The following is a 23,765-nucleotide window of genomic DNA, read 5'->3' on the forward strand; positions in this document are numbered from 1 at the left end:
TTAGAATTCAAAAAGAATGGAAAAGTATTTTATATAAGAGAAAAATTCAACAAAACTGACACTATCACAATATGCGCTAAAACACATAATCCAAGAGATAGCTCAAGAGTCTATAGAGTGGATAGCTTTTTAATCCCTTCAAGAGCTGCCAGTTTATCTAAATTAAAAATAGATGTAACTGTTTCTGATAGAAGATCACATCGAAATGATGGAGACAGAATAGCAAAGGGATATGTAGTTTTAGAAGCATTTTCTAATGGGAATAGAGTATTCAGCAAAGAGATCTGGAGAGATCAAACAAATGGCGGAGATGGTGCAAGTGGATTTGAAGCAGGAACAATATACAACAAAAATCTTTCAGATATCATAAATGATTATAGTCTTAACATTTATGACTTGTACATTAGTATCTACCTGTCAACTGGAGACTATCAAGCTCACGTTGATGGTGGAAAGCATAGATATCAAAGAGTTCATGGAATATGTGTAACAACTTATGATTAGAGAAAAAGGAGCCTATAATGAAATTTCCAATTGCAACAATAATTGAAAGAGTTTTAACAATTTTTGACAAGACTACTAAAAATGCAGAAAAAGACCAAGATTTTAAACAGTCAAAACATAAAGAATATGCCCCTGTTATTTCTCTAATTTCTTTAATAGTTTTAATTGTTTGTATCCTTAACTCCGTTTTTCCACAAATCTTCAATATTGATTCCTGGATTTATGATTTAAATGAAAAATTAATTAATTATATTTTATCATAGAGCTGATGATGATGAAAAATATACTAGAAAATTTAATAATAGACACGGTGAACCTTTTTAAATACCTTTGTTTAGGCTTATTATTCCGCTTATAGGAGGTTTTGATAACGCTTTAGAATCTCTGTTTATTCTAACAGTGTTAGATGTCATAACGGGTATTTTAAAAGGATTAAAAATGGAAATGTTTTCTCTCATACCATGTATAAAGGATTTATTTTTAAGAAACCTTCAATATATATTGCAATAACTGTAATGTATCAAATTGACAAATCAGGAGCATTAAAAGACCTCGGATTTTCCCTGAGAGAAATGTTAATAAATGCGTGCATCATAATGGAGGGTATTTCAATCTTGGAAAACTTAGAAAATCTAGGTTTTCCTATCCCTACTCCAATTAAAAATATTTTAGCTTCAGTAAAACATAAAGAAAGTGTAGAAGGAGATTAGGTATGTACAAAGTAAATATTTTAAAGTTAAAGAATTAGTATCTCCACAAGTATATGAAAACTTGGAGACGATGCTAGGAAATATATAAGCGACAATATCTGGTTGTTCCTGGATACCTTAAGAGAAGATTTAGGGGTTCCTGTATTAGTTAATAGACCAAGTCATGGGATAACACAAAGAGGGCTTAGAACAACTTTAGATAGCATTGTAATAGATAAAGTAAAATCAAACAAATTATATTTAAGTGCCCATGTACTGGGGAGAGGTGTAGACTTTGAAGTTCCAAAATGGATATAAAAAAGGTTTACGAGAAATTATTAACAATCAAGAAAAGTATATATGATTACAAGAATCGAGGATCCAGAAGTGACTCTAAAAAAAGGATATATCCATGTAGATGATATACACACAGACAAAAATGGAATATATATTTTTAAACCTTAAAAAAATAAAAGGCTCCTCAAAATAAAACTGAGGAGCCTTTTTATATATGAAAATTACAATTATATTTATATTCTTCCGTTGATTCTATAGATATAAAATAATGCTAAAGCTACTATAATAAAAATTATTCTACTTACCCATGTTTCAGCCATCAATATACCTGTAACATGTTGAAAATAATCTAGTAAAGCCCAAAATGCAAACATAAATAATAAAGCTACAAAAAATAATCCTATATCTGGTGTTGAAAATGGAGCCATATAGCCAGTTGTTAAATATGTATATACAACAAATCCTAAAACTAAAAGGAAAGCTGGTATAATGTATTTTATAAATATTTTTTTGAAATCAATTTTCATCAAATCCCCCTTACTTTATATCTGTATTTTTCGGCATTATTATATTATTTATTGTAGGATAGATTTTTTCTCTTTTTTCTAATTCAGATTTGAATCCCTCTTTTGTTGCATATATATCAAGCCCCATATCTTTAGTAAATTGCACTGTTGATTTCAATGGTGTTAATCCTATATATTTTGTTGGTTGCAACTCTCTACCAAAACGACTAACTTTTACATTTTTATTTTAATCGTAAATAAAATTCCTTCGCCTTTTATATTTTTTAATGCTTTATATCCGTTTATAACTTTTCCACCTAAATCAAAAATAGAAAATGCAAGATTTCCAATGTTATATATATCTTCTCCTAAATTATTGCTTTTTCTATAGATGGATTTCTATATTCAATCCAATCTTTTATAATTTCCTAGAGGCTTATAAAACCAATCTCTAGTATATTAAAACTTCCCATCTTATCTGGGGTGCCTTTAGCTACAAAATAAACATCTGCTACAAACTCAGTTATCATACCTGTCGTATGTGCTATCAGTATAAACGATACTGATAGAGGATTATGTTTTATAGTTTGACTAATTCCAATTGTTGCCGCTAAGTTACTGGTACTCATTAGAGTTTTACTCCAGTCCATAGGTAAAATAATTAATTCGTTAGATACATCTTTAATTTCAATATTTCCAACATAAGAACTTAAACTATCGGCTCCTGTTTCTCCTCTGCCATCTAAAGGTTGTAATTTATATTGTCTTATAACTACATAGAACATATGTTTTCCCTTATTAAAAAACTCTATATAATCAGCTACAAATCCATTAAATACATATTCTCTAATGACATAGCCGCTTCTGACAATTTTTATATTAATTCTTTTTAACCATTCTATTTTATCCCCATTCGTTCTGCACCATTTATTTAATTTTAATATATTTTCACCGTTTATATCATCCCGTGTCGAATATATCCTTTTATAGCAAAAATTCCATGCTTTAAAAATATCTTAATATCTTCTATATCTATTTGTTCAAATAAAATTGTATCATTTTTAAAAAGTGAATTGATTGTTATTTGTGTTTTTGCGGTCTCATCTTCATAATTATAAATTTCAATAGTCTTATTTTTCATACCGAGACTCCTAAGTTTGTTTTTCTATATTTTATCTAAAAAAATATAGAATCGGCAATATAAATTTTAAACAATAATTTTGGGGTCGTAAAATCGATTTTAAGGTCTTTGCAAAAATATTTTCAACCAAATATATATAGGCAATGAAAAAATAGGACTAATAATCCCCTTTTTAATTTAAAATTCTATAATTTCTCTACTTCTATAAACTTCTTTCCATCATTAACGGCTGTTATTGTTTTCACTTTGTAATTACGTGTCTCTTTGTTATTACAGCCAGTTAATAATAATATAAATGCTAAAGCTACAAAAAATGTTAATTTCATATCTTCCTCCTATTTGGATATAAATAAAATGTCAAAAAATTCTCTTCTTCTACTAATTCCTCTCTACTGTTTATATTTATATCGGTATATTTATACTCTATTAATAATCTAAATTCAACTAACGATATTTATACAACTCATAATAGTGTACTATGGTGATTTTTATTTCCTATATTCAACTTTACATTCAACAACATATCCATAATGATTTTGAACTTAAAATCATTATATCTATAAATAAAGTCCTGTCGACCTTAGATAACGACAAAAGTGCCCGTCATCGACAGGACCCTATAATAGCCTATATTTAATACTTTCATGAAAATAACAACTAAAAAATGTTGATAATCTGTTTAAAATATTATATATCGACAAAAAGGGGGCTTCTATGCTAATATAATCATAGATAAATAGAAGCACCCATTTTAATCTGACCATAGTGGAATCTAAATTTGATTATCTTCATAATATCCGCAGGAGAATATTTAATTTTAATCTGACCATAGTGGAATCTAAATTCAAGTAAAAATTCATAATCTAAACCTTGGGCTATGTCATTTTAATCTGACCATAGTGGAATCTAAATAGAAGTATTATGATTCTATCTCTTACATAATTTATAGATTTTAATCTGACCATAGTGGAATCTAAATACCACGATATGGGAGCATATATTCAATCGTTTAAATTTTAATCTGACCATAGTGGAATCTAAATTTGTCAGATATACGCGTTGTCTCTCCTCTGAAATATCATTTTAATCTGACCATAGTGGAATCTAAATAACAAATGATGTAACAGCCTTAGCTATTTCTACAATTTTAATCTGACCATAGTGGAATCTAAATATGCGAAATAGGTGGAAATTCACTGAGATAATTTCAATTTTAATCTGACCATAGTGGAATCTAAATTTTTTAGTTAGCATAAATTCTCCTCAAAAGTTTTAACATTTTAATCTGATCATAGTGGAATCTATAATTTTGGGATCCTAATATCAATTTTAAGGTCCTTGTAAAAATATTTACAATAAATATATAGCCAATGTCGAAGAGGATTTTTTTAATCCTTTTTTAGTTTCACAAAATATAATTATTACAGATTAAAATATTTAAGCAGTATCAAGCCCGGCTAAAAAAACATAGTAAAAGTAATATTTAAAAGTGGAAATAACGGGACTAAATATGAAGGATCAGAAAAGGATCAGAAAAAAATTAATATAAATTTATTTATAAATGATATAATGAATACGATAGGAGCAGGGCAGTCAGTATATGATAAAATTTCAGATAGGTAAATTAACTTTTAAAAAATTTTTATTACATTGGATGGTTTCAATTATTCTAGTTGTAATTAGTTTTTTTTATTCTTAAAGAAAGTAACTTGAAAGAAATACTGGTAATAATAAGTATCTTTTCAATCTTCCTAGGAATGTTAGGTTCTATCCTATTAATAGCATTTGTAAAAGAGGTTATAGAAGATATTAATAATAAAGATTATAAGGTTGTAATAGCTACAATTATATTTGCAAAATACTTTTTTAAATTATAAATGAAATTAATAGGGCCAACAAAAGAAGTTTGAATTCCTCTTTTGTTGACCCTTCCTTATTACATTTCCTCAATAGTTGTTTTATTAATCATGAACTTTATTAGTGAAAATATAAAGAATGGTGAAGCTAATCCAAACGTTATTATAATCAATAATGTCCAACCTAATATAAACAATAAACTATCTCCAAAACTCACATCACATTTTAATCTTTTAGACATATTCAACTCTCCTTTATGTATCTAGTTACTAGATATATACTGTAATATATCAAAAGCTCCATCTGCAATAGTTTTGTTTTTAATTTATTTCTTTAAACTAAGTACTCGTCTTAATTTCCATTCATTGTTTATTTTTTCAAATACTTTTACTTCTCTATTTTTGTTTAATTTGTCTATTAACTCCTCTACTATTATATCTTCATCCTGTAAAGAATTTACTATTTTTTCAAATATTATCGTACCTTTATTTTCTAGTAACAAAATTCTATATTGAATCTCTTCCATATTAATCAACCTCTTTTTTTTGTAAGTTTAACCATTTGTCTAATGTTGGTCTTGAAATATTATAAAATTTTGCTACCTTTACTTTTTTAAATTCAAAATTTATCATTGTTTCTTTTAAATCTTTTGGTATCTCTTTTTTAGGTTTTTATATTTACCTTTCTCTTTTGCTATAGCAATTCCTTCTCGCTGTCTCTCCAAAAGAATCTCTCTCTCAAATGTAGCTATCCCACCAATCACTGTCAACATAAGTTTGCCAGCAGGTGAAGATGTATCTATACTTTCTTTCAAACTTTTAAAAGTTGCTCCTTTAGCTGTTATAGATTCTGTTATTTCTAATAAATCTTTTGTATTCCTAGCCAATCTAGAAAATTCAGATACAATTACGACATCTCCTTTTCTTATAAAATTAAGCATTTCTTTAAGTTTTATTCTATCTGTATTTTTTCCAGATTTTTTATCTATAAAAATTTCTTCGGCTCCATTTTCTTGAAGCGATCTAATTTGTCTTTCTTCATTTTGATCTATTGTTGAAACTCTTGCATATCCAACTTTCACATTTTCTCCTTTTTATTTTCATTTTACATTTTTTGTAATAAATAGTCAATGACTTAAGTTACAAAGAGTAAATTTATACAAATTACAAAGTTAGTTTACATAACAACTATGTTTGTTTGATATGAGCAAAATAGGGTCTACCTTATTTTACAGTTTTCAATAAATTTAAAATTCAAAAAATAAAAAAGCGGACTAACGTCCGCTAAATTTTTTATCCCACACTTCTATAATCTGTAGTTTTTTTATAATATAAAGCTATATAACCTAATGTAAACATTATTTCATCAGTAGTATAATTATGATTTCTGTTATTTTTAGTATATCCTATTATATTCATAGCTTTAAGATATATGTCTTCAGACATAGTAGGATGGTATGTAATATTATTTATCACTGTTAATCCAGAAGCTAACACGGATGAAATAAATGCTAGATTTTTTCTTTATCCATTAAATCTCTACAATGCTCTTCTTTTTTCCCCAATTTAGAACTGTAACTTCTTAAAAATATAATTATTTCTTCTAGTGATTTGCTCTCTAATTTTGTAACAACATTTTTATATTTATTCAATAAATTCTCCTTCGGCGTCTTGCCAAATAAATGAGAATATGGTATTATAATACTAGTTAAAAATCATAATACTATATTCCATAAAAATAAAAAGGTATAAATCGGCAAATTTATACTATCCATAATAATATATGTAAATCGGCAAATTTAAATATATTATTAAATTTGCCGATTTACATATATTATTATGGATAGTATAAATTTGCCGATTTATACCTTTTTATTTTTATGGAATATAGTATTATGATTTTTAACTAGTATTATAATACCATATTCTCATTTATTTGGCAAGACGCCGAAGGAGAATTTATTGAATAAATATAAAAATGTTGTTACAAAATTAGAGAGCAAATCACTAGAAGAAATAATTATATTTTTAAGAAGTTACAGTTCTAAATTGGGGAAAAAAGAAGAGCATTGTAGAGATTTAATGGATAAAGAAAAAAATCTAGCATTATTTCATCCGTGTTAGCTTCTGGATTAACAGTGATAAATAATATTACATACCATCCTACTATGTCTGAAGACATATATCTTAAAGCTATGAATATAATAGGATATACTAAAAATAACAGAAATCATAATTATACTACTGATGAAATAATGTTTACATTAGGTTATATAGCTTTATATTATAAAAAAACTACAGATTATAGAAGTGTGGGATAAAAAATTTAGCGGACGTTAGTCCGCTTTTTTATTTTTTGAATTTTAAATTTATTGAAAACTGTAAAATAAGGTAGACCCTATTTTGCTCATATCAAACAAACATAGTTGTTATGTAAACTAACTTTGTAATTTGTATAAATTTACTCTTTGTAACTTAAGTCATTGACTATTTATTACAAAAAATGTAAAATGAAAATAAAAAGGAGAAAATGTGAAAGTTGGATATGCAAGAGTTTCAACAATAGATCAAAATGAAGAAAGACAAATTAGATCGCTTCAAGAAAATGGAGCCGAAGAAATTTTTATAGATAAAAAATCTGGAAAAAATACAGATAGAATAAAACTTAAAGAAATGCTTAATTTTATAAGAAAAGGAGATGTCGTAATTGTATCTGAATTTTCTAGATTGGCTAGGAATACAAAAGATTTATTAGAAATAACAGAATCTATAACAGCTAAAGGAGCAACTTTTAAAAGTTTGAAAGAAAGTATAGATACATCTTCACCTGCTGGCAAACTTATGTTGACAGTGATTGGTGGGATAGCTACATTTGAGAGAGAGATTCTTTTGGAGAGACAGCGAGAAGGAATTGCTATAGCAAAAGAGAAAGGTAAATATAAAAAACCTAAAAAAGAGATACCAAAAGATTTAAAAGAAACAATGATAAATTTTGAATTTAAAAAAGTAAAGGTAGCAAAATTTTATAATATTTCAAGACCAACATTAGACAAATGGTTAAACTTACAAAAAAAAGAGGTTGATTAATATGGAAGAGATTCAATATAGAATTTTGTTACTAGAAAATAAAGGTACGATAATATTTGAAAAAATAGTAAATTCTTTACAGGATGAAGATATAATAGTAGAGGAGTTAATAGACAAATTAAACAAAAATAGAGAAGTAAAAGTATTTGAAAAAATAAACAATGAATGGAAATTAAGACGAGTACTTAGTTTAAAGAAATAAATTAAAAACAAAACTATTGCAGATGGAGCTTTTGATATATTACAGTATATATCTAGTAACTAGATACATAAAAGGAGAGTTGAATATGTCTAAAAGATTAAAATGTGATGTGAGTTTTGGAGATAGTTTATTGTTTATATTAGGTTGGACATTATTGATTATAATAACGTTTGGATTAGCTTCACCATTCTTTATATTTCACTAATAAAGTTCATGATTAATAAAACAACTATTGAGGAAATGTAATAAGGAAGGGTCAACAAAAGAGGAATTCAAACTTCTTTTGTTGGCCCTATTAATTTCATTTATAATTTAAAAAAGTATTTTGCAAATATAATTGTAGCTATTACAACCTTATAATCTTTATTATTAATATCTTCTATAACCTCTTTTACAAATGCTATTAATAGGATAGAACCTAACATTCCTAGGAAGATTGAAAAGATACTTATTATTACCAGTATTTCTTTCAAGTTACTTTCTTTACGAATATAAAAAAAACTAATTACAACTAGAATAATTGAAACCATCCAATGTAATAAAAATTTTTTAAAAGTTAATTTACCTATCTGAAATTTTATCATATACTGACTGCCCTGCTCCTATCGTATTCATTATATCATTTATAAATAAATTTATATTAATTTTTTTCTGATCCTTTTCTGATCCTTCATATTTAGTCCCGTTATTTCCACTTTTAAATATTACTTTTACTATGTTTTTTTAGCCGGGCTTGATACTGCTTAAATATTTTAATCTGTAATAATTATATTTTGTGAAACTAAAAAAGAGGATTAAAAAATCCTCTTCGACATTGGCTATATATTTATTGTAAATATTTTTTACAAGGACCTTAAAATTGATATTAGGATCCCAAAATTATAGATTCCACTATGATCAGATTAAAATGTTAAAACTTTTGAGGAGAATTTATGCTAACTAAAAAATTTAGATTCCACTATGGTCAGATTAAAATTGAAATTATCTCAGTGAATTTCCACCTATTTCGCATATTTAGATTCCACTATGGTCAGATTAAAATTGTAGAAATAGCTAAGGCTGTTACATCATTTGTTATTTAGATTCCACTATGGTCAGATTAAAATGATATTTCAGAGGAGAGACAACGCGTATATCTGACAAATTTAGATTCCACTATGGTCAGATTAAAATTTAAACGATTGAATATATGCTCCCATATCGTGGTATTTAGATTCCACTATGGTCAGATTAAAATCTATAAATTATGTAAGAGATAGAATCATAATACTTCTATTTAGATTCCACTATGGTCAGATTAAAATGACATAGCCCAAGGTTTAGATTATGAATTTTTACTTGAATTTAGATTCCACTATGGTCAGATTAAAATTAAATATTCTCCTGCGGATATTATGAAGATAATCAAATTTAGATTCCACTATGGTCAGATTAAAATGGGTGCTTCTATTTATCTATGATTATATTAGCATAGAAGCCCCCTTTTTGTCGATATATAATATTTTAAACAGATTATCAACATTTTTTAGTTGTTATTTTCATGAAAGTATTAAATATAGGCTATTATAGGGTCCTGTCGATGACGGGCACTTTTGTCGTTATCTAAGGTCGACAGGACTTTATTTATAGATATAATGATTTTAAGTTCAAAATCATTATGGATATGTTGTTGAATGTAAAGTTGAATATAGGAAATAAAAATCACCATAGTACACTATTATGAGTTGTATAAATATCGTTAGTTGAATTTAGATTATTAATAGAGTATAAATATACCGATATAAATATAAACAGTAGAGAGGAATTAGTAGAAGAAGAGAATTTTTTTGACATTTTATTTATATCCAAATAGGAGGAAGATATGAAATTAACATTTTTTGTAGCTTTAGCATTTATATTATTATTAACTGGCTGTAATAACAAAGAGACACGTAATTACAAAGTGAAAACAATAACAGCCGTTAATGATGGAAAAGAAGTTTATAGAAGTAGAGAAATTATAGAATTTTAAATTAAAAAGGGGATTATTAGTCCTATTTTTTCATTGCCTATATATATTTGGTTGAAAATATTTTTGCAAAGACCTTAAAATCGATTTTACGACCCCAAAATTATTGTTTAAAATTTATATTGCCGATTCTATATTTTTTTAGATAAAATATAGAAAAACAAACTTAGGAGTCTCGGTATGAAAAATAAGACTATTGAAATTTATAATTATGAAGATGAGACCGCAAAAACACAAATAACAATCAATTCACTTTTTAAAAATGATACAATTTTATTTGAACAAATAGATATAGAAGATATTAAGATATTTTTAAAGCATGGAATTTTTGCTATAAAAGGATATATTCGACACGGGGATGATATAAACGGTGAAAATATATTAAAATTAAATAAATGGTGCAGAACGAATGGGGATAAAATAGAATGGTTAAAAAGAATTAATATAAAAATTGTCAGAAGCGGCTATGTCATTAGAGAATATGTATTTAATGGATTTGTAGCTGATTATATAGAGTTTTTTAATAAGGGAAAACATATGTTCTATGTAGTTATAAGACAATATAAATTACAACCTTTAGATGGCAGAGGAGAAACAGGAGCCGATAGTTTAAGTTCTTATGTTGGAAATATTGAAATTAAAGATGTATCTAACGAATTAATTATTTTACCTATGGACTGGAGTAAAACTCTAATGAGTACCAGTAACTTAGCGGCAACAATTGGAATTAGTCAAACTATAAAACATAATCCTCTATCAGTATCGTTTATACTGATAGCACATACGACAGGGATGATAACTGAATTTGTAGCAGATGTTTATTTTGTAGCTAAAGGCACCCCAGATAAGATGGGAAGTTTTAATATAACTAGAGATTGGTTTTATAAGCCTCTAGGGAATATTATAAAAGATTGGATTGAATATAGAAATCCATCTATAGAAATAAGCAATAATTTAGGAGAAGATATATATAACATTGGAAATCTTGCATTTTCTATTTTTGATTTAGGTGGAAAAGTTATAAACGGATATAAAGCATTAAAAAATATAAAAGGCGAAGGAATTTTATTTACGATTAAAATAAAAATGTAAAAGTTAGTCGTTTTGGTAGAGAGTTGCAACCAACAAAATATATAGGATTAACACCATTGAAATCAACAGTGCAATTTACTAAAGATATGGGGCTTGATATATATGCAACAAAAGAGGGATTCAAATCTGAATTAGAAAAAAGAGAAAAAATCTATCCTACAATAAATAATATAATAATGCCGAAAAATACAGATATAAAGTAAGGGGGATTTGATGAAAATTGATTTCAAAAAAATATTTATAAAATACATTATACCAGCTTTCCTTTTAGTTTTAGGATTTGTTGTATATACATATTTAACAACTGGCTATATGGCTCCATTTTCAACACCAGATATAGGATTATTTTTTGTAGCTTTATTATTTATGTTTGCATTTTGGGCTTTACTAGATTATTTTCAACATGTTACAGGTATATTGATGGCTGAAACATGGGTAAGTAGAATAATTTTTATTATAGTAGCTTTAGGGTTATTTTATATCTATAGAATCAACGGAAGAATATAAATAATAATTGTAAATTTTCATAATATAAAAAGGCTCCTCAGTTTTATTTTGAGGAGCCTTTTATTTTTTTTAAGGTTTAAAAATATATATTCCATTTTTGTCTGTGTGTATATCATCTACATGGATATATCCTTTTTTTAGAGTCACTTCTGGATCCTCGATTCTTGTAATCATATAATACTTTTCTTGATTGTTAATAATTTTCTCGTAAACCTTTTTTATATCCATTCCAGGAACTTCAAAGTCTACACCTCTCCCCAGTACATGGGCACTTAAATATAATTTGTTTGATTTTACTTTATCTATTACAATGCTATCTAAAGTTGTTCTAAGCCCTCTTTGTGTTATCCCATGACTTGGTCTATTAACTAATACAGGAACCCCTAAATCTTCTCTTAAGGTATCCAGGAACAACCAGATATTGTCGCTTATATATTTCCTAGCATCGTCTCCAAGTTTTTCATATACTTGTGGAGATACTAATTCTTTAACTTTAAAATATTTACTTTTGTACATACCTAATCTCCTTCTACACTTTCTTTATGTTTTACTGAAGCTAAAATATTTTTAATTGGAGTAGGGATAGGAAAACCTAGATTTTCTAAGTTTTCCAAGATTGAAATACCCTCCATTATGATGCACGCATTTATTAACATTTCTCTCAGGGAAAATCCGAGGTCTTTTAATGCTCCTGATTTGTCAATTTGATACATTACAGTTATTGCAATATATATTGAAGGTTTCTTAAAAATAAATCCTTTATACATGGTATGAGAGAAAACATTTCCATTTTTAACTCCTTTTAAAATACCCGTTATGACATCTAACACTGTTAGAATAAACAGAGATTCTAAAGCGTTATCAAAACCTCCTATAAGCGGAATAATAAAGCCTAAACAAAGGTATTTAAAAAGGTTCACCGTGTCTATTATTAAATTTTCTAGTATATTTTTTCATCATCATCAGCTCTATGATAAAATATAATTAATTAATTTTTCATTTAAATCATAAATCCAGGAATCAATATTGAAGATTTGTGGAAAAACGGAGTTAAGGATACAAACAATTAAAACTATTAAAGAAATTAGAGAAATAACAGGGGCATATTCTTTATGTTTTGACTGTTTAAAATCTTGGTCTTTTTCTGCATTTTTAGTAGTCTTGTCAAAAATTGTTAAAACTCTTTCAATTATTGTTGCAATTGGAAATTTCATTATAGGCTCCTTTTTCTCTAATCATAAGTTGTTACACATATTCCATGAACTCTTTGATATCTATGCTTTCCACCATCAACGTGAGCTTGATAGTCTCCAGTTGACAGGTAGATACTAATGTACAAGTCATAAATGTTAAGACTATAATCATTTATGATATCTGAAAGATTTTTGTTGTATATTGTTCCTGCTTCAAATCCACTTGCACCATCTCCGCCATTTGTTTGATCTCTCCAGATCTCTTTGCTGAATACTCTATTCCCATTAGAAAATGCTTCTAAAACTACATATCCCTTTGCTATTCTGTCTCCATCATTTCGATGTGATCTTCTATCAGAAACAGTTACATCTATTTTTAATTTAGATAAACTGGCAGCTCTTGAAGGGATTAAAAAGCTATCCACTCTATAGACTCTTGAGCTATCTCTTGGATTATGTGTTTTAGCGCATATTGTGATAGTGTCAGTTTTGTTGAATTTTTCTCTTATATAAAATACTTTTCCATTCTTTTTGAATTCTAATGTTGGTTTTCCATTTGTAAGTGCTATATTATCTGTTAAATCAAACCTATCTCCATTTATAGATAATTGATTTTTAGCACCATAATTTCTTCCTTCTATTTGTCTTATTATCCCATCTTTTTTTAATTGAAGTTTAGGCATTACTCAATCACCCTGATTTCATATCCATTTAAATTTAGAACCATTTCCCCAGATTTACCGAATTTATCTTTTATTTTATCAACTTCAACTTTATCTTCTTTAGACATATGACCGTCTTTAGAAGAAGTGGCAATAGTGCCTTTATGTGTATTAAATAAGCTAGTTAAATTAGTTAAGTTATTTATACAATTTGTAACTATTTGTAAAAATATAGTTTGCTTAACTTCTGCAAATAAACCATTATTTAAAGGTATTGATGTAGATGTATTTTTTATGTTATAAAAATACCCAGTTTCTGCGACTTTTATAATATTCCCATTTTGTAAAGTTTGATTATTTTTCATTGATTCTACAGTACATTCTCTTTTAAATCCTTTTCTGTCCAAAAACTTTTCTTTTGAGTTCAATTGATCCTCCTTTCTTACCTTTTGAAGTCTGCTTCAATTTTGGTCATTTTTTTAATTTTGTCTTTCTCTCCAGTTATGTGTAAAAATATTTTTACACTATTCCAAATAACTTTTGTTATAGTAATAAATTTATTCATTAGTTTTCTCCATGTGTTTTTTAATTTGTTGCATCTCTTTTACTAATTCATTTATTTGTTTTTGCTGTTCTTGTATTGCTTTTGTTAGAACTGGGATAAACTCAGTATAACCAATACTTAAAACTTCTTTTCCACCATTTATAGAATGGTCTTGATAGCCACCAAAATCAACTCCCAGTTCTCTCATAGTTTGAAATACTTCTTGCGCTATAAATCCTTGATGAAGTCTCCATCCTTTTTTACTTCCATCTTTTTTTATACTTTCAATATCAAATATTTTCAATGCTTCTGCACGATTTATCTTTCTACCTTTTTTATTTAATTTTTCTATTTTTTTTCTAATTTTATCAATTTCTTGATAGTTTCTGTAAGATTCTCTATAGTCAAATCTGTATTCCCTAGGCTTTAATTTCATAATGAACCCTAGTCCTAGTCTTGTATCTTTTATATCAGTTTTATCTCTTTCGTCCGAACGATTCTGAACACTCCCATAACAATAAGCTGTTGTAGATCTATCACCAAGTTGTAGTTGATGATCTCCAGTTACAGTTGACCTGTATCCTAAACATGTTGTGAATGAAAAATCATTAATACCTTCTCCACTCTGAAATCCTACCGCTGTATTGAAATCTCCATATTGTAAATTACGAAGAGACCCTGATCCTAAAGCTGTATTCCCACTTGCACTGTATCTTCTGTCGCATAAAGCCTCACTTCCAAATGCTGTATTATCAGTGCCTGAGCTTGTTTTGAAGAGAGCTTCATTTCCTACCGCTGTATTATTTCTTTCAAGCATCTCTTCACCATCAACTTTATTGAAAATTACTGAAGAACTGTTGTATCTAAATGAACCACCAACTGATATTTTTCCATTATCAATATTAATTCCTTCTCCTATTTGAACTATACCTCTTCCATTTTTTGTTGAAATTGGATATATTGGGTTAATTACTCCATCTGGATTAATCTGCATATTTACACCAACTCTCACTCCACCAATACCTGTTTTTGATGCTATTGGCAGCTCAGCTATGTCTGGAATTTCAACAGATATTTTCCCTTCTTTATCTACAGTGATATTATCCCCTATAATAACACTACCCAAAGAGGTTTTTGTAGCTGGGGTTAAATTTAGATTCAAACCTCCCATATTAACGACAAACTCGAAACTAGTATTTCTTTTTTCAAATAGTTTTCCATTGTCCTTATCATTAGAACTTATTACTACATATTCCCCAAAGTTAATATCTTCATTTATAAAATCAGATTCCATTTCTACAATAGATGAGTAAGTTTTAGCTATGTAGAAAGAATCTCCTTTTTGCCCACGTGGAGATGTAAATGTTTCTGTTGTTTTTGTTCCATCCTCTAATACTAAAACATATTTAGCATCTCCGTTTTCTGTTGTTCCCACATACTCGGAATTTGCTATTCCATTACCCCTATCTCCTTTTATAGATAAGAGGTAATCTTCGTATGTTTTCCCAGGATTTTTTTGCAACCAGTCTTCAGAAGCGCTAAGTCCTGTATTTCCTTTTAATTCTTCTTTGTGTTCCTCTATATATGTATCTAAATCACTGTAGAAATTCTTAAGCTTATCTTCAAATTCGATATATATTTCATCTCTTAACTTTTCAAAGTCTACTTTAGAATCTACCACAAGCTCTTTAAAATCATTTATAAAAGTTTGTATCTGTTCTCTGACGTATGAAGCTGGCAACGGGTCTATAACCTCGTATAGAGTTCCAGCTTTAAAGTTATATATATTATTCAAAGTAATTGTATTAGCATGAGTGTCTATTGTATAATCTCTTTCTAAGAAATATATATCGCCTTCAATATTTAGAATTGCTCTATTTGAAAGAGGAACTAACTCAGCGCCTGTAGGTACTTGTATAACTTTTTGTCCTTCTACTAAAGTTCCTTTAATTTTTCTAAATCCAATATTTCTAATATTCTCTTTCAATAGTTCGATTATTTCTTTAGTTAAAAAGCCTTCAGGATTGATTAGTTGCTCTATTTTACTTTCTGTGCTTATATTTGAATCTATTGTAAATTTATATGTTGCAGGAACGATAGATTCACTAGGGATAGTTTCTCCATCATCATCTGTAGTTGAATAAGCAAATAGGACTTCATCTGTATCTTGAAACTTTGCATAAATTCCAAGTTCTTTCATTATTTTATTTTCTGTTAATCCAGAATTTGTAAATGCTATTTCTACTCTCAGTAGATAATTATCCTTGTCATTAATAATTCTTACGCTATTAAGAGGGAATTTAATCCAAGAGTTTTTAATATCTATAGCTTTTTTTATTTCTTCTGATAATAACTTTCCACTTCCCAGGCCTGCATTAGTAAATGTTATGACTTTATCAACATTTGTATTTGATGAAAGGAGCATTTCTTGTCCTTTTGTTGTTAAAATTAAATTATTAAAGTAACTCATATATTAAAGTCTCCTATTATTGTTTTTTCTTTATGTGTATATATTCCAGTTGCAAAATTAAGGTTTAATTCTACTTTTCCATTTTTTGTAAGTTGACTGATGTGTTGGCTTTTCTTTTTTGTTGTTTCAATCATTTTTAAGATATCTTCGATTGATTCATTTATGCTTGCATCTGAAATATTAATATTAAAATATCCTGGATTAAGTCCAACTTCGTGCCATTGATTTACCTTAGCTCCTTTGAAAAAAGTTCCTAACAGCGTATTTATTGCTCCCACTGTACCTTTTTTCATGTGGGTTTGAAGTGAATCATTGCATACTTTTCTTTTTTCTTCTAATGTGTATTTAGGATTATAGTAGTCTATATGAAGCTCTTTACTTAAAAGGTCTAATTCAAATTCTTCCATCTCGTCAATTCTATCGAAGTGGACTAATCTTTTTATTTGAGAGATTAAAAAATTTTGTATTAGTAGTTCACAAACTTTAAAAATATCTTCGTATTTATCTTTAGCTAATTTGGGAGATAATTTTAAAATATTTTCTTCAAATATAGTTCTCATTCAACACCCCTATAATTAAGAGTTATTGAATTACATTTGATTAATGAAGTTTCCGTTATTTCTAATTCTTCAGGAGATGTAATTTCACATTTTTTTATATCTTCATTTTTAATTATTCTTATAATATCTTGAGTATTTAGGTTATCTCCTATTTGTATTTTTTTGAAATGTAAGTTCAATTTTTTTAAGAGACTGGACTTGATTGTTTCAACATTTCTTATTTCATTATCATAAAGATAGTAATCAATGTTTAAGTCTATATTTATTATTTCTGGATCTTTTATAGTTACTAAATCATTTAGTGGTAATCTATCTAAATTTGTTAAGAAGTCTTTTATTGCTTCTTTTTCTTCAGTGGTGATTTGTTCGTTAAATCCATAAACATAAATATCTATTTCGTTTGGTCTTGGAGTTTTAACTATAACTTGATTTACTAACTGACTAACTTTCTTAGTCCAAAATTTATAGGAGCCTTCGCTTCCTGCACTTGTAAATGATTCTGGAATTTCTTCCATTCTTTTTCTGTATTGCTCATCATCCTCTTCGTTTCCACCTTTTGATACGTTTTGAGGATTTGTACAAGATTGATAATAGTCATATCTATCAATTATTTGAGTAATTTCCCCTGCGAGTATTTCACCTATATCTCCTGGATTCTCAGCTTGCGCTAAGATAGTTGTTTTAGTTTTACCTGGATATATTGCTCCTTCTTCTAGGGAGTGGAAGATATTTTCTCCATGTAAAAATCTTGTTCCTTTTTGTATGAATACGATTCTTTCGACAGGTTGAGAGATATGACATTCCATAATTACTTTTGCATGAGAAGCTTTGTTTCTTTTAGCACGCTCTCCAAAAATTGTTGCTTTTAAGTCTAGTCTATCTCCTCGTGCATAAGCTAAGTAATTTTGTATGGCTATATCATTAATACCATAAAGAATATCTCCAAGGATCATTGATATGGTTGAATAAATATGTGCTTTTTCATCCGCTGGAGAAAGTTTTTTACCTGTAATATCTTCGTGTAGCTTGACAGCTTCATTGTATATTTGTTGCGCATCTCCCTCTATTAGTTTAAGCAGTTTTTTCCACCTCTACTTTCAATATTGTTTTCTCTTCTTCAAGTTCTATACCAACACTTTTTAACTTTAACCCTGGAATATATTTTTTTATTTGTAAGTCTAGATCTTGCGATAATACTGATGGAATTTTATTTATTTGCATATCTATTATTGAAGAGCTTAATCCCAAATCTCTAAATAAAGGAACAGTCCCTTTGCATGTATTTAAAATTACCCATAATTGTCTTAAGTATGTATCTTTTGGCTCTATATTACTTTTAACTACCATAATCTCACCTTTGATAACTGTTGTAAAACTTGTTCATTAATTATTGAAACAACTTTTTTCTCTAAAGTTTTTACTCCTTTTTGCTGCACTTTAATTTCTTTTGGATTATTTATTTTTTCGATATATTCTTCAAAAGATACATCTAACTCCACTACTAAAGGAGTTCCTATTCTATCGGTTTTTGTGACCTTTTCACTGTATTTAGTCAATATAAATGTGTTATTTCCTATTTTCTTTCCACTTAGTACAAGTGGAAAGTGATGACCTTCATTAATATATTCTGTTAATCTTCCTCTTGCTCTTTCTATATTTGTTAAACTATATATTAGTTTTATTCCAAGTGAAACTCTGATAAGCTGTCTACCTTGAAATTCTGTTATATCTGGATTATTTATTATTTGATGTTTTTTTGTTTTTGGGGCTCTATCTATTTTGTAGTTGTTAGGAGATAGCGTGCCCAGTGATGAAACTTTAAAAATCACTTTTCCGAAAGAACCTACACTACTTAACTTGGTGTACCAATCTACCGAATCGAGATAATTTCCAAGCTCATCCTTTGCTATATCTGTTAAAATTCCATTAATCATTATTGTCCTCTCTTATTGTTTCAAGAAATCTTTTGCATAGATTACAAACTTTGATTTAATAAGGCCTAAAACTTCTATTAAAGCTGATTTGATTGATATACTCTCATTAGCCTCAAGTGAAATAGTTTTTCCTTTCAAATTAATATCTTTAGCTTTAACAGAAAAAGAATCACATGATATACTTATATTTTTCGATTTTATTTCAATCTTTTCTTTCGATATTATTGTGATACTATTGTCCTTTCTATTTAAACAAAAATAATTTCCTTCGCAGTCAAATATTATTTTATCTTTGTCTCCATCCGCTTTGTTTTTTGCTGAATAAAACCCCGCTATTACAAAACCCTTATCAGTATTATCATCAAAAAATATAACTAATACTGGAGTATTCACGTCAGGGAGAAGATAAGATGTTTTCCCAAAACTGAGTAGTGTAGTTACTTGTAAATCTTCTGTTATTACTTCCTCATATTCTAAAAGTTTAACCCTGACCGTATAGTCACTCTCATTAATACTGTGGATTTCTCCTATTGCACCTTTTAAAAAACTAAACATTTTTATTTCTCTCCCATATTTTATATGCTAATATTTTGACATTTAGTTCAGGTAATTTTTTGGTAGTCTTTCTAATCATATATTTTCCACTAAAAATCCCGGCATTTGTAACATTTATTACATCTCCGGAGTATAGATCAATTTTATCTATAATAGTTGTATTTAAAGTAACTCTATCTCTATTTTCTTTAAATAGTCTGACTCTCGCTAATTTTTTTAAGTCTGAACTTTTACTTCTTGCATTTATTTTTAAAATTTTATCTCTTAATTTCCCAGGCAATTTAATTCCAAAATCTTCTACAGAATAAACAACTTTTTCTTCATCTAAAAATTTACTTCTTCTATATTTTATTTCAACCTTTGTATAGATATTCTTTGTTTCTTCATCTATTGAATAAGGCAAACTATTTAAATCGATGGTGTGTTTTATTTCTCTTTTTTCATACTCTTCAATATCAAACATTATTAATTTATCTACATTTATTTTAAAATTCATTCCTTCTTCTATTGCTATTTTTCCTAAAAAAGATAAGTCAGATTCATTTTCTTGTTTTATATCTTTCAAAATAGGATTACTCTTAGAACTGAAATATGAAGATATTTTAAATTTATCTGCAAATTCTTTATTTAAGCTTTTTAGAGATATTTCTCCCCATGTTTTTGTATTGACTTCATCTTGACTATTTCCACCAGGTATTGATAAGGCTTTAAAGATTCCTGTATCGTTGCTAAAACTTCTTGTATCTATATAGTAAATTCCTAAGTTATATGTTTTGATGCCTTCTGATACTGAGTTCCAATTTTGAGTCCATAATTCGAATTGAATTTTTTCTCCTATGCATAATTCATTATCTTTATTTAAAAGTCTATTTTTGTTATTTTTCAAAACGAAATCTATGCTATCAATTGCTGAGGAGATATTATCAGTTATTGTTAAGGAGCTGAGTTCTGTGCTCAGCTCCACTTCTTTTTTATTATAAAATGCCTTTATTCCTGCCCTTCTTGTTAAAACCATTCAGGGTTTTCCCCCTCTTCACTAACTTTTACAACAGGAATAATAAGAGCAACCTCTTCTGGAAAACAAATTAATTTTATAAAGTCGTAATTTGCTTTTTTTAGCTCCTCTACATACTGGACTGAACCATAAACCTTAAAGGATATCAAATCCCATGTATCACCTTTTTGTGTGATGTAGCTAGATAGCTGTTCTGACCGCATCTTTTACTCTCCTTTCTAGCTCTTTATTATTCTCTTCTAGCATTTTTTTGAAATTATCATACATTTCTTTTAAGATTTCTCCTGGGATCATTGATGCTGTATCCGGAAAATTAAATTGATAATTTCCTCCCTCAATAGCAATATTAATTTCTTTATTACTGTTCGTATAACTATCGCTACTATTTTCACTTTCTCTTGTACTTCTTAAGTTATTTAAAATTCTTTTTCCAAAAGATTCATTTTCTTCTGCAGTTAATACTCTTTCACCTTTGTGAAGTTCAGCCACATATCCGTCATATGGCACATATGACAGTCCGTTTTTATGACTTCCATCTGCTTTTGTTTCTATGCTTAATTTTTTTAATAAGCTTCCAACTATAGGGACATCTGCAATAGAACTGGTCCAAACTTGGAAGGCAGTTTTAACCATGCTAATTTTCTCTAAAATTCCATCAAAGAATACGCCGAAGCCTTTTTTTAAATTGTCTACTATTGATAAAGAACTATTCCAGTTATCTGTAAAAGCTTTGACTAAATCAACTATTGTTCTAAGAGGATTCAACGCTTTAAATATTTCAGAAATCATACGGAACCAATTTTTACAAGATTCCCAAATAGCTACTATATTATTCCAAACTTCTACAAGTATAGGTTTTACACTATCCCAATTCTTATACATTAAGTATCCTATTAAAGCTATGGCTGCTCCTATCCAAAGTACAGGACCACCTAAAGTTACAATTGTAGCTATCATGGTAGCTATTCCAGAAGTAATAGCTCCAAGTATAAGTGGTATTCCTGAGAGAGTTGCAAAAGCAGTAGCAAATACAAGTATATTATCGATACCTATAGCATCATTTATCCATTTTAGACCTTTTGCTATTGCAGAAAATGCACAAGCTGCTATATAAGCAACTTTTAGAAGAATCATTCCTATATCTTTAAAAAACTTTGTTAATGTTGGATCCATTAAAATACTTTTTAAAGCTTCGAAACCTGGCCCTAAAATTTCTTTAAACTTTGTTCTAATTTTATCAATCTTTTGAAACATATTTTGCCAGAATTTATTAACTGGATCGTCAGATAATTGACCCCTTAAAACAAGTCCAAATTCAGACACATATTTTGTTGCTATTTTTATTTTTTCTAATGTATTTTCTGTGAAAACAGTTTTTCCGATAGCCATTTTAAGGCCATCTACTGCAGAGAAAAATAAAGTTCTTGCTCCATTTGCACCTTCTAGCATTATTTCTTTCATTCTTTCAGCAGCTCCAACACTTTCTGTTTTAGTTGCATTTATTTGAGCTGAAATTCTTTCGACACCTTTATACACTTGTCCATTTATTTCTTTTTCTCCATCGAGCAAAGCATTTACAACTCTCGCTGCTCTTGCGTCAAACATTTTAGAAATCATTTGTTGTCTTTTGAAACCAGCAATATTTTGTTTCTTAAAGAATAATTCAAGTTGTTTTAAGAAATTCTCAGTTCCTACAAACTCACCTTTTTTGTCTGTTAATTTTATTCCTAAATTTTCGAATTCCTTAGCATCTTTTAATATTCCTGTGTAGACAGCTCCTAATCCTGTTCCGGCTTGAGATCCTTTCATTGCTTTGTCAGCAAGCAGGCCTAAAATAGCTGAAGATTCTTCTATAGAAACATTTAATCCCTCTGATTGAGTAGCTACATATTTAAAAGATTCTCCTAGTTGTTCAACTCCAGTATTAGTTCTAGACATCGTATATGCAAATATATCAGCTACCCTTCCTGCGTCTTTTGCTTCCAGTCCAAAAGCTGTCATATTATCTGATACTATATCTGATACCAGTGTTAGATTTTCTCCTGAAGCTGCTGCTAAATTTAGCATTCCAGGCATAGCGGAAATAATATCACTAACTTTGAAACCTGCTAAAGCAAATTTTTCCATTCCTTGAGCAGCTTCTTTTGAAGTAAAAGAAGTTGTAGCTCCGAGTCTTAAAGCTTCTTTTTCAAGAAGATTGAACTCTTGTTTTGTAGCCCCACTAATAGCTTGTACTCTTTTCATTTGTCCTTCAAAATCAGCATATTGACTTGCTGAAGTTGCTGTGAAATATCCTGCGGCCATTGTTCCAGCTATAGCAGCACCAGCAGCTGCTTTTCCACCTGTTATTAATGCTTTTTTAGCAAAGCTTCCAGCTTTTTTCTTAAATTCTGAAGCTCTATTAAATAGTTTTTGTTTAGCCGTAGCATTGCTTAATTCTTTTGCTGTTTCCTTTATTTCTTTTTGGAGTTGATTGTGAGGTATTTTTAATTTTGTTAGCTCCATGGAATATCTTTGATAAGCTTTTCTTTCTTTATCTACAACTTTTCCTAATTTTTCTTGTGATGAAGTTAGTTTCTTGTATTCTTTTTCTTGCTCTTTAGTCAAACTTCCATTCGTGGTTTTTATTTTATTCAACATTTGAAGTTTGGAACTCATCTTTTGATATTCAAGAATATTTTTAGAGAGATTTTTAGGCATCATTTTTGATATATCATTAAGTTGTTTTTGTCTATTCTTTAAATTATTAAATTCTTTTGATATTTTTTCAATATTTCCAGGCAATGCTTTATCCATTTGAGTAGTTAATTTCATAACCATCTCCATTACTTTTCCTCTAGCCATAATCACCTCCTTTGGTTATATAGTTGAATTTTTAATGAGCCCCTACAAAAGTAGGAGCTCTGTTATTTTTTGTTTATTTTTTCTATCCACCGATTATAT

The 23,765-nt window shown here is 28.3% G+C and carries 39 protein-coding genes and 2 CRISPR repeat arrays; of the genes, 13 read left to right on the forward strand and 26 right to left on the reverse strand.

The window, feature by feature from the left end; translation table 11 throughout:
- The 4 genes from H3N56_RS02285 to H3N56_RS02300 form a co-directional block, all read left to right on the forward strand.
- Positions 1 to 504: hypothetical protein (locus H3N56_RS02285; RefSeq protein WP_185879705.1), on the forward strand; the 504-nt coding region annotated here is incomplete at its 5' end.
- A 17-nt stretch (positions 505 to 521) separates the two neighbouring features.
- Entirely contained in the window at positions 522 to 767 is a 246-nt protein-coding gene (locus H3N56_RS02290) for a hypothetical protein (protein WP_185879706.1), read from the forward strand.
- A 117-nt stretch (positions 768 to 884) separates the two neighbouring features.
- Positions 885 to 1,214, forward strand: coding sequence for a phage holin family protein (locus tag H3N56_RS02295; RefSeq protein ID WP_185879787.1), 330 nt, complete (start codon positions 885 to 887; stop codon positions 1,212 to 1,214).
- Between the two features lie 102 nt (positions 1,215 to 1,316).
- Entirely contained in the window at positions 1,317 to 1,511 is a 195-nt protein-coding gene (locus H3N56_RS02300) for a hypothetical protein (RefSeq protein ID WP_185879707.1), read from the forward strand.
- 212 nt (positions 1,512 to 1,723) lie between these two features.
- On the opposite strand, the gene H3N56_RS02305 is transcribed toward H3N56_RS02300, so the two are convergent.
- The 5 genes from H3N56_RS02305 to H3N56_RS02325 all read right to left on the reverse strand — a co-directional run bounded on the left by H3N56_RS02305 (position 1,724) and on the right by H3N56_RS02325 (position 3,463).
- Positions 1,724 to 2,017 (reverse strand): hypothetical protein, encoded by a 294-nt coding sequence (locus H3N56_RS02305; protein WP_185879708.1) that lies wholly within the window; start codon positions 2,015 to 2,017, stop codon positions 1,724 to 1,726.
- Positions 2,018 to 2,027: 10 nt separating this feature from the next.
- Positions 2,028 to 2,174 carry a hypothetical protein gene (locus H3N56_RS02310; RefSeq protein ID WP_185879709.1) on the reverse strand — a complete coding sequence of 49 codons (147 nt, stop codon included), beginning with the start codon at positions 2,172 to 2,174 and terminating at the stop codon, positions 2,028 to 2,030.
- Positions 2,175 to 2,424: 250 nt separating this feature from the next.
- Positions 2,425 to 2,781 carry a hypothetical protein gene (locus H3N56_RS02315; protein ID WP_185879710.1) on the reverse strand — a complete coding sequence of 119 codons (357 nt, stop codon included), beginning with the start codon at positions 2,779 to 2,781 and terminating at the stop codon, positions 2,425 to 2,427.
- 170 nt (positions 2,782 to 2,951) lie between these two features.
- Positions 2,952 to 3,137 carry a hypothetical protein gene (locus H3N56_RS02320; RefSeq protein WP_185879711.1) on the reverse strand — a complete coding sequence of 62 codons (186 nt, stop codon included), beginning with the start codon at positions 3,135 to 3,137 and terminating at the stop codon, positions 2,952 to 2,954.
- 185 nt (positions 3,138 to 3,322) lie between these two features.
- On the reverse strand, positions 3,323 to 3,463 hold the full coding sequence (locus tag H3N56_RS02325) for a hypothetical protein (protein WP_185879712.1): 141 nt from the start codon (positions 3,461 to 3,463) through the stop codon (positions 3,323 to 3,325).
- 422 nt (positions 3,464 to 3,885) lie between these two features.
- Positions 3,886 to 4,444: direct repeats of the CRISPR family, unit length 30 nt; unit sequence ATTTTAATCTGACCATAGTGGAATCTAAAT.
- 402 nt (positions 4,445 to 4,846) lie between these two features.
- Here H3N56_RS02325 and H3N56_RS02330 point away from each other — a divergent pair.
- The gene (locus H3N56_RS02330) at positions 4,847 to 5,014 is read left to right on the forward strand and encodes a hypothetical protein (protein ID WP_185879713.1); all 168 of its coding nucleotides are present in this window, start codon (positions 4,847 to 4,849) and stop codon (positions 5,012 to 5,014) included.
- A gap of 59 nt (positions 5,015 to 5,073) precedes the next feature.
- Here H3N56_RS02330 and H3N56_RS02335 read toward each other — a convergent pair whose 3' ends face one another.
- The 5 genes from H3N56_RS02335 to H3N56_RS02355 all read right to left on the reverse strand — a co-directional run bounded on the left by H3N56_RS02335 (position 5,074) and on the right by H3N56_RS02355 (position 6,645).
- Positions 5,074 to 5,235 (reverse strand): DUF898 family protein, encoded by a 162-nt coding sequence (locus tag H3N56_RS02335; RefSeq protein ID WP_185879714.1) that lies wholly within the window; start codon positions 5,233 to 5,235, stop codon positions 5,074 to 5,076.
- An 84-nt stretch (positions 5,236 to 5,319) separates the two neighbouring features.
- Entirely contained in the window at positions 5,320 to 5,520 is a 201-nt protein-coding gene (locus tag H3N56_RS02340; protein ID WP_185879715.1) for a hypothetical protein, read from the reverse strand.
- Positions 5,521 to 5,634: 114 nt separating this feature from the next.
- Positions 5,635 to 6,075 (reverse strand): recombinase family protein, encoded by a 441-nt coding sequence (locus H3N56_RS02345; RefSeq protein WP_221893423.1) that lies wholly within the window; start codon positions 6,073 to 6,075, stop codon positions 5,635 to 5,637.
- Positions 6,076 to 6,286: 211 nt separating this feature from the next.
- Positions 6,287 to 6,469, reverse strand: a complete 183-nt coding sequence (locus H3N56_RS02350; RefSeq protein ID WP_185879716.1) for a hypothetical protein — start codon at positions 6,467 to 6,469, stop codon at positions 6,287 to 6,289.
- Positions 6,470 to 6,504: 35 nt separating this feature from the next.
- A complete protein-coding gene (locus H3N56_RS02355) occupies positions 6,505 to 6,645 on the reverse strand; it encodes a hypothetical protein (protein ID WP_185879717.1) in 141 nt (46 codons plus the stop codon).
- 310 nt (positions 6,646 to 6,955) lie between these two features.
- Here H3N56_RS02355 and H3N56_RS02360 point away from each other — a divergent pair, with 310 nt between their 5' ends.
- The 4 genes from H3N56_RS02360 to H3N56_RS02375 all read left to right on the forward strand — a co-directional run bounded on the left by H3N56_RS02360 (position 6,956) and on the right by H3N56_RS02375 (position 8,282).
- Positions 6,956 to 7,117: a hypothetical protein gene (locus H3N56_RS02360; protein ID WP_185879718.1), complete on the forward strand. Its 162-nt coding sequence runs from the start codon at positions 6,956 to 6,958 to the stop codon at positions 7,115 to 7,117.
- Positions 7,118 to 7,131: 14 nt separating this feature from the next.
- On the forward strand, positions 7,132 to 7,314 hold the full coding sequence (locus tag H3N56_RS02365) for a hypothetical protein (RefSeq protein ID WP_185879716.1): 183 nt from the start codon (positions 7,132 to 7,134) through the stop codon (positions 7,312 to 7,314).
- A 211-nt stretch (positions 7,315 to 7,525) separates the two neighbouring features.
- Positions 7,526 to 8,080, forward strand: coding sequence for a recombinase family protein (locus H3N56_RS02370; RefSeq protein ID WP_185879719.1), 555 nt, complete (start codon positions 7,526 to 7,528; stop codon positions 8,078 to 8,080).
- A 1-nt stretch (position 8,081) separates the two neighbouring features.
- Complete coding sequence (locus tag H3N56_RS02375) at positions 8,082 to 8,282, forward strand: hypothetical protein (RefSeq protein WP_185879715.1); 201 nt, start codon at positions 8,082 to 8,084, stop codon at positions 8,280 to 8,282.
- Positions 8,283 to 8,587: 305 nt separating this feature from the next.
- Here H3N56_RS02375 and H3N56_RS02380 read toward each other — a convergent pair whose 3' ends face one another.
- Complete coding sequence (locus H3N56_RS02380; RefSeq protein ID WP_185879720.1) at positions 8,588 to 8,866, reverse strand: hypothetical protein; 279 nt, start codon at positions 8,864 to 8,866, stop codon at positions 8,588 to 8,590.
- A gap of 295 nt (positions 8,867 to 9,161) precedes the next feature.
- Positions 9,162 to 9,720: a CRISPR direct-repeat array (repeat unit 30 nt; unit sequence ATTTAGATTCCACTATGGTCAGATTAAAAT).
- A 423-nt stretch (positions 9,721 to 10,143) separates the two neighbouring features.
- Here H3N56_RS02380 and H3N56_RS02385 point away from each other — a divergent pair.
- The 4 genes from H3N56_RS02385 (at position 10,144) to H3N56_RS02400 (ending at position 11,889) form a co-directional block, all read left to right on the forward strand.
- Positions 10,144 to 10,293, forward strand: a complete 150-nt coding sequence (locus tag H3N56_RS02385; RefSeq protein ID WP_185879721.1) for a hypothetical protein — start codon at positions 10,144 to 10,146, stop codon at positions 10,291 to 10,293.
- Between the two features lie 177 nt (positions 10,294 to 10,470).
- Positions 10,471 to 11,382 carry a hypothetical protein gene (locus H3N56_RS02390; RefSeq protein WP_185879722.1) on the forward strand — a complete coding sequence of 304 codons (912 nt, stop codon included), beginning with the start codon at positions 10,471 to 10,473 and terminating at the stop codon, positions 11,380 to 11,382.
- A gap of 56 nt (positions 11,383 to 11,438) precedes the next feature.
- Positions 11,439 to 11,585 carry a hypothetical protein gene (locus H3N56_RS02395; RefSeq protein WP_185879709.1) on the forward strand — a complete coding sequence of 49 codons (147 nt, stop codon included), beginning with the start codon at positions 11,439 to 11,441 and terminating at the stop codon, positions 11,583 to 11,585.
- A gap of 10 nt (positions 11,586 to 11,595) precedes the next feature.
- Positions 11,596 to 11,889, forward strand: coding sequence for a hypothetical protein (locus H3N56_RS02400; protein WP_185879723.1), 294 nt, complete (start codon positions 11,596 to 11,598; stop codon positions 11,887 to 11,889).
- Positions 11,890 to 11,958: 69 nt separating this feature from the next.
- Here H3N56_RS02400 and H3N56_RS02405 read toward each other — a convergent pair whose 3' ends face one another.
- The 15 genes from H3N56_RS02405 to H3N56_RS02470 form a co-directional block, all read right to left on the reverse strand.
- Complete coding sequence (locus H3N56_RS02405; RefSeq protein WP_185879724.1) at positions 11,959 to 12,405, reverse strand: hypothetical protein; 447 nt, start codon at positions 12,403 to 12,405, stop codon at positions 11,959 to 11,961.
- A gap of 2 nt (positions 12,406 to 12,407) precedes the next feature.
- A complete protein-coding gene (locus tag H3N56_RS02410) occupies positions 12,408 to 12,809 on the reverse strand; it encodes a phage holin family protein (RefSeq protein WP_185879725.1) in 402 nt (133 codons plus the stop codon).
- 48 nt (positions 12,810 to 12,857) lie between these two features.
- The gene (locus H3N56_RS02415; RefSeq protein WP_185879706.1) at positions 12,858 to 13,103 is read right to left on the reverse strand and encodes a hypothetical protein; all 246 of its coding nucleotides are present in this window, start codon (positions 13,101 to 13,103) and stop codon (positions 12,858 to 12,860) included.
- A gap of 17 nt (positions 13,104 to 13,120) precedes the next feature.
- Entirely contained in the window at positions 13,121 to 13,765 is a 645-nt protein-coding gene (locus tag H3N56_RS02420; protein WP_185879726.1) for a hypothetical protein, read from the reverse strand.
- Positions 13,765 to 14,172, reverse strand: coding sequence for a hypothetical protein (locus tag H3N56_RS02425; RefSeq protein ID WP_185879727.1), 408 nt, complete (start codon positions 14,170 to 14,172; stop codon positions 13,765 to 13,767). Before H3N56_RS02425 ends, H3N56_RS02420 begins: the two co-directional genes overlap by 1 nt.
- Positions 14,173 to 14,186: 14 nt before the next feature.
- A complete protein-coding gene (locus tag H3N56_RS13310) occupies positions 14,187 to 14,309 on the reverse strand; it encodes a hypothetical protein (RefSeq protein WP_255492137.1) in 123 nt (40 codons plus the stop codon).
- On the reverse strand, positions 14,302 to 16,758 hold the full coding sequence (locus H3N56_RS02430) for a tail fiber domain-containing protein (RefSeq protein ID WP_185879728.1): 2,457 nt from the start codon (positions 16,756 to 16,758) through the stop codon (positions 14,302 to 14,304). Before H3N56_RS02430 ends, H3N56_RS13310 begins: the two co-directional genes overlap by 8 nt.
- Complete coding sequence (locus tag H3N56_RS02435) at positions 16,755 to 17,318, reverse strand: phage tail protein (RefSeq protein WP_185879729.1); 564 nt, start codon at positions 17,316 to 17,318, stop codon at positions 16,755 to 16,757. The genes H3N56_RS02430 and H3N56_RS02435 overlap by 4 nt, the downstream gene beginning before the upstream one ends.
- Complete coding sequence (locus tag H3N56_RS02440) at positions 17,315 to 18,271, reverse strand: baseplate J/gp47 family protein (protein ID WP_185879730.1); 957 nt, start codon at positions 18,269 to 18,271, stop codon at positions 17,315 to 17,317. Before H3N56_RS02440 ends, H3N56_RS02435 begins: the two co-directional genes overlap by 4 nt.
- A gap of 118 nt (positions 18,272 to 18,389) precedes the next feature.
- A complete protein-coding gene (locus H3N56_RS02445) occupies positions 18,390 to 18,665 on the reverse strand; it encodes a hypothetical protein (RefSeq protein WP_185879731.1) in 276 nt (91 codons plus the stop codon).
- A complete protein-coding gene (locus tag H3N56_RS02450; protein WP_185879732.1) occupies positions 18,659 to 19,252 on the reverse strand; it encodes a phage tail protein in 594 nt (197 codons plus the stop codon). Before H3N56_RS02450 ends, H3N56_RS02445 begins: the two co-directional genes overlap by 7 nt.
- A gap of 12 nt (positions 19,253 to 19,264) precedes the next feature.
- Positions 19,265 to 19,807 carry a hypothetical protein gene (locus H3N56_RS02455; RefSeq protein WP_185879733.1) on the reverse strand — a complete coding sequence of 181 codons (543 nt, stop codon included), beginning with the start codon at positions 19,805 to 19,807 and terminating at the stop codon, positions 19,265 to 19,267.
- Positions 19,800 to 20,822 carry a hypothetical protein gene (locus H3N56_RS02460; RefSeq protein WP_185879734.1) on the reverse strand — a complete coding sequence of 341 codons (1,023 nt, stop codon included), beginning with the start codon at positions 20,820 to 20,822 and terminating at the stop codon, positions 19,800 to 19,802. The genes H3N56_RS02455 and H3N56_RS02460 overlap by 8 nt, the downstream gene beginning before the upstream one ends.
- Positions 20,813 to 21,025, reverse strand: coding sequence for a tail protein X (locus H3N56_RS02465; protein WP_185879735.1), 213 nt, complete (start codon positions 21,023 to 21,025; stop codon positions 20,813 to 20,815). Before H3N56_RS02465 ends, H3N56_RS02460 begins: the two co-directional genes overlap by 10 nt.
- On the reverse strand, positions 21,003 to 23,666 hold the full coding sequence (locus tag H3N56_RS02470) for a phage tail tape measure protein (protein WP_185879736.1): 2,664 nt from the start codon (positions 23,664 to 23,666) through the stop codon (positions 21,003 to 21,005). The genes H3N56_RS02465 and H3N56_RS02470 overlap by 23 nt, the downstream gene beginning before the upstream one ends.
- Between the last annotated feature and the right edge of the window lie 99 nt (positions 23,667 to 23,765).

It is taken from the genome of Cetobacterium sp. 2A (assembly GCF_014250685.1).
GTDB lineage: Bacteria > Fusobacteriota > Fusobacteriia > Fusobacteriales > Fusobacteriaceae > Cetobacterium.

What these genes read in the sequence shown, in the direction of transcription:
- H3N56_RS02340 (WP_185879715.1), bottom strand. Translation starts at nt 5,520, where the DNA reads ATGGAAGAGATTCAATATAGAATTTTGTTACTAGAAAATAAAGGTACG.
- H3N56_RS02405 (WP_185879724.1), bottom strand. Translation starts at nt 12,405, where the DNA reads ATGTACAAAAGTAAATATTTTAAAGTTAAAGAATTAGTATCTCCACAA.
- H3N56_RS02420 (WP_185879726.1), bottom strand. Translation starts at nt 13,765, where the DNA reads ATGCCTAAACTTCAATTAAAAAAAGATGGGATAATAAGACAAATAGAA.
- H3N56_RS02320 (WP_185879711.1), bottom strand. Translation starts at nt 3,137, where the DNA reads ATGAAAAATAAGACTATTGAAATTTATAATTATGAAGATGAGACCGCA.
- H3N56_RS02470 (WP_185879736.1), bottom strand. Translation starts at nt 23,666, where the DNA reads ATGGCTAGAGGAAAAGTAATGGAGATGGTTATGAAATTAACTACTCAA.
- H3N56_RS02450 (WP_185879732.1), bottom strand. Translation starts at nt 19,252, where the DNA reads ATGATTAATGGAATTTTAACAGATATAGCAAAGGATGAGCTTGGAAAT.
- H3N56_RS02375 (WP_185879715.1), top strand. Translation starts at nt 8,082, where the DNA reads ATGGAAGAGATTCAATATAGAATTTTGTTACTAGAAAATAAAGGTACG.
- H3N56_RS02380 (WP_185879720.1), bottom strand. Translation starts at nt 8,866, where the DNA reads ATGATAAAATTTCAGATAGGTAAATTAACTTTTAAAAAATTTTTATTA.
- H3N56_RS02460 (WP_185879734.1), bottom strand. Translation starts at nt 20,822, where the DNA reads ATGGTTTTAACAAGAAGGGCAGGAATAAAGGCATTTTATAATAAAAAA.
- H3N56_RS02305 (WP_185879708.1), bottom strand. Translation starts at nt 2,017, where the DNA reads ATGAAAATTGATTTCAAAAAAATATTTATAAAATACATTATACCAGCT.
- H3N56_RS02325 (WP_185879712.1), bottom strand. Translation starts at nt 3,463, where the DNA reads ATGAAATTAACATTTTTTGTAGCTTTAGCATTTATATTATTATTAACT.
- H3N56_RS02290 (WP_185879706.1), top strand. Translation starts at nt 522, where the DNA reads ATGAAATTTCCAATTGCAACAATAATTGAAAGAGTTTTAACAATTTTT.
- H3N56_RS02315 (WP_185879710.1), bottom strand. Translation starts at nt 2,781, where the DNA reads ATGTTCTATGTAGTTATAAGACAATATAAATTACAACCTTTAGATGGC.
- H3N56_RS02390 (WP_185879722.1), top strand. Translation starts at nt 10,471, where the DNA reads ATGAAAAATAAGACTATTGAAATTTATAATTATGAAGATGAGACCGCA.
- H3N56_RS02445 (WP_185879731.1), bottom strand. Translation starts at nt 18,665, where the DNA reads ATGGTAGTTAAAAGTAATATAGAGCCAAAAGATACATACTTAAGACAA.
- H3N56_RS02385 (WP_185879721.1), top strand. Translation starts at nt 10,144, where the DNA reads ATGAAATTAACATTTTTTGTAGCTTTAGCATTTATATTATTATTAACT.
- H3N56_RS02335 (WP_185879714.1), bottom strand. Translation starts at nt 5,235, where the DNA reads ATGTCTAAAAGATTAAAATGTGATGTGAGTTTTGGAGATAGTTTATTG.
- H3N56_RS02455 (WP_185879733.1), bottom strand. Translation starts at nt 19,807, where the DNA reads ATGTTTAGTTTTTTAAAAGGTGCAATAGGAGAAATCCACAGTATTAAT.
- H3N56_RS13310 (WP_255492137.1), bottom strand. Translation starts at nt 14,309, where the DNA reads ATGAATAAATTTATTACTATAACAAAAGTTATTTGGAATAGTGTAAAA.
- H3N56_RS02430 (WP_185879728.1), bottom strand. Translation starts at nt 16,758, where the DNA reads ATGAGTTACTTTAATAATTTAATTTTAACAACAAAAGGACAAGAAATG.
- H3N56_RS02415 (WP_185879706.1), bottom strand. Translation starts at nt 13,103, where the DNA reads ATGAAATTTCCAATTGCAACAATAATTGAAAGAGTTTTAACAATTTTT.
- H3N56_RS02465 (WP_185879735.1), bottom strand. Translation starts at nt 21,025, where the DNA reads ATGCGGTCAGAACAGCTATCTAGCTACATCACACAAAAAGGTGATACA.
- H3N56_RS02400 (WP_185879723.1), top strand. Translation starts at nt 11,596, where the DNA reads ATGAAAATTGATTTCAAAAAAATATTTATAAAATACATTATACCAGCT.
- H3N56_RS02435 (WP_185879729.1), bottom strand. Translation starts at nt 17,318, where the DNA reads ATGAGAACTATATTTGAAGAAAATATTTTAAAATTATCTCCCAAATTA.
- H3N56_RS02440 (WP_185879730.1), bottom strand. Translation starts at nt 18,271, where the DNA reads ATGATCCTTGGAGATATTCTTTATGGTATTAATGATATAGCCATACAA.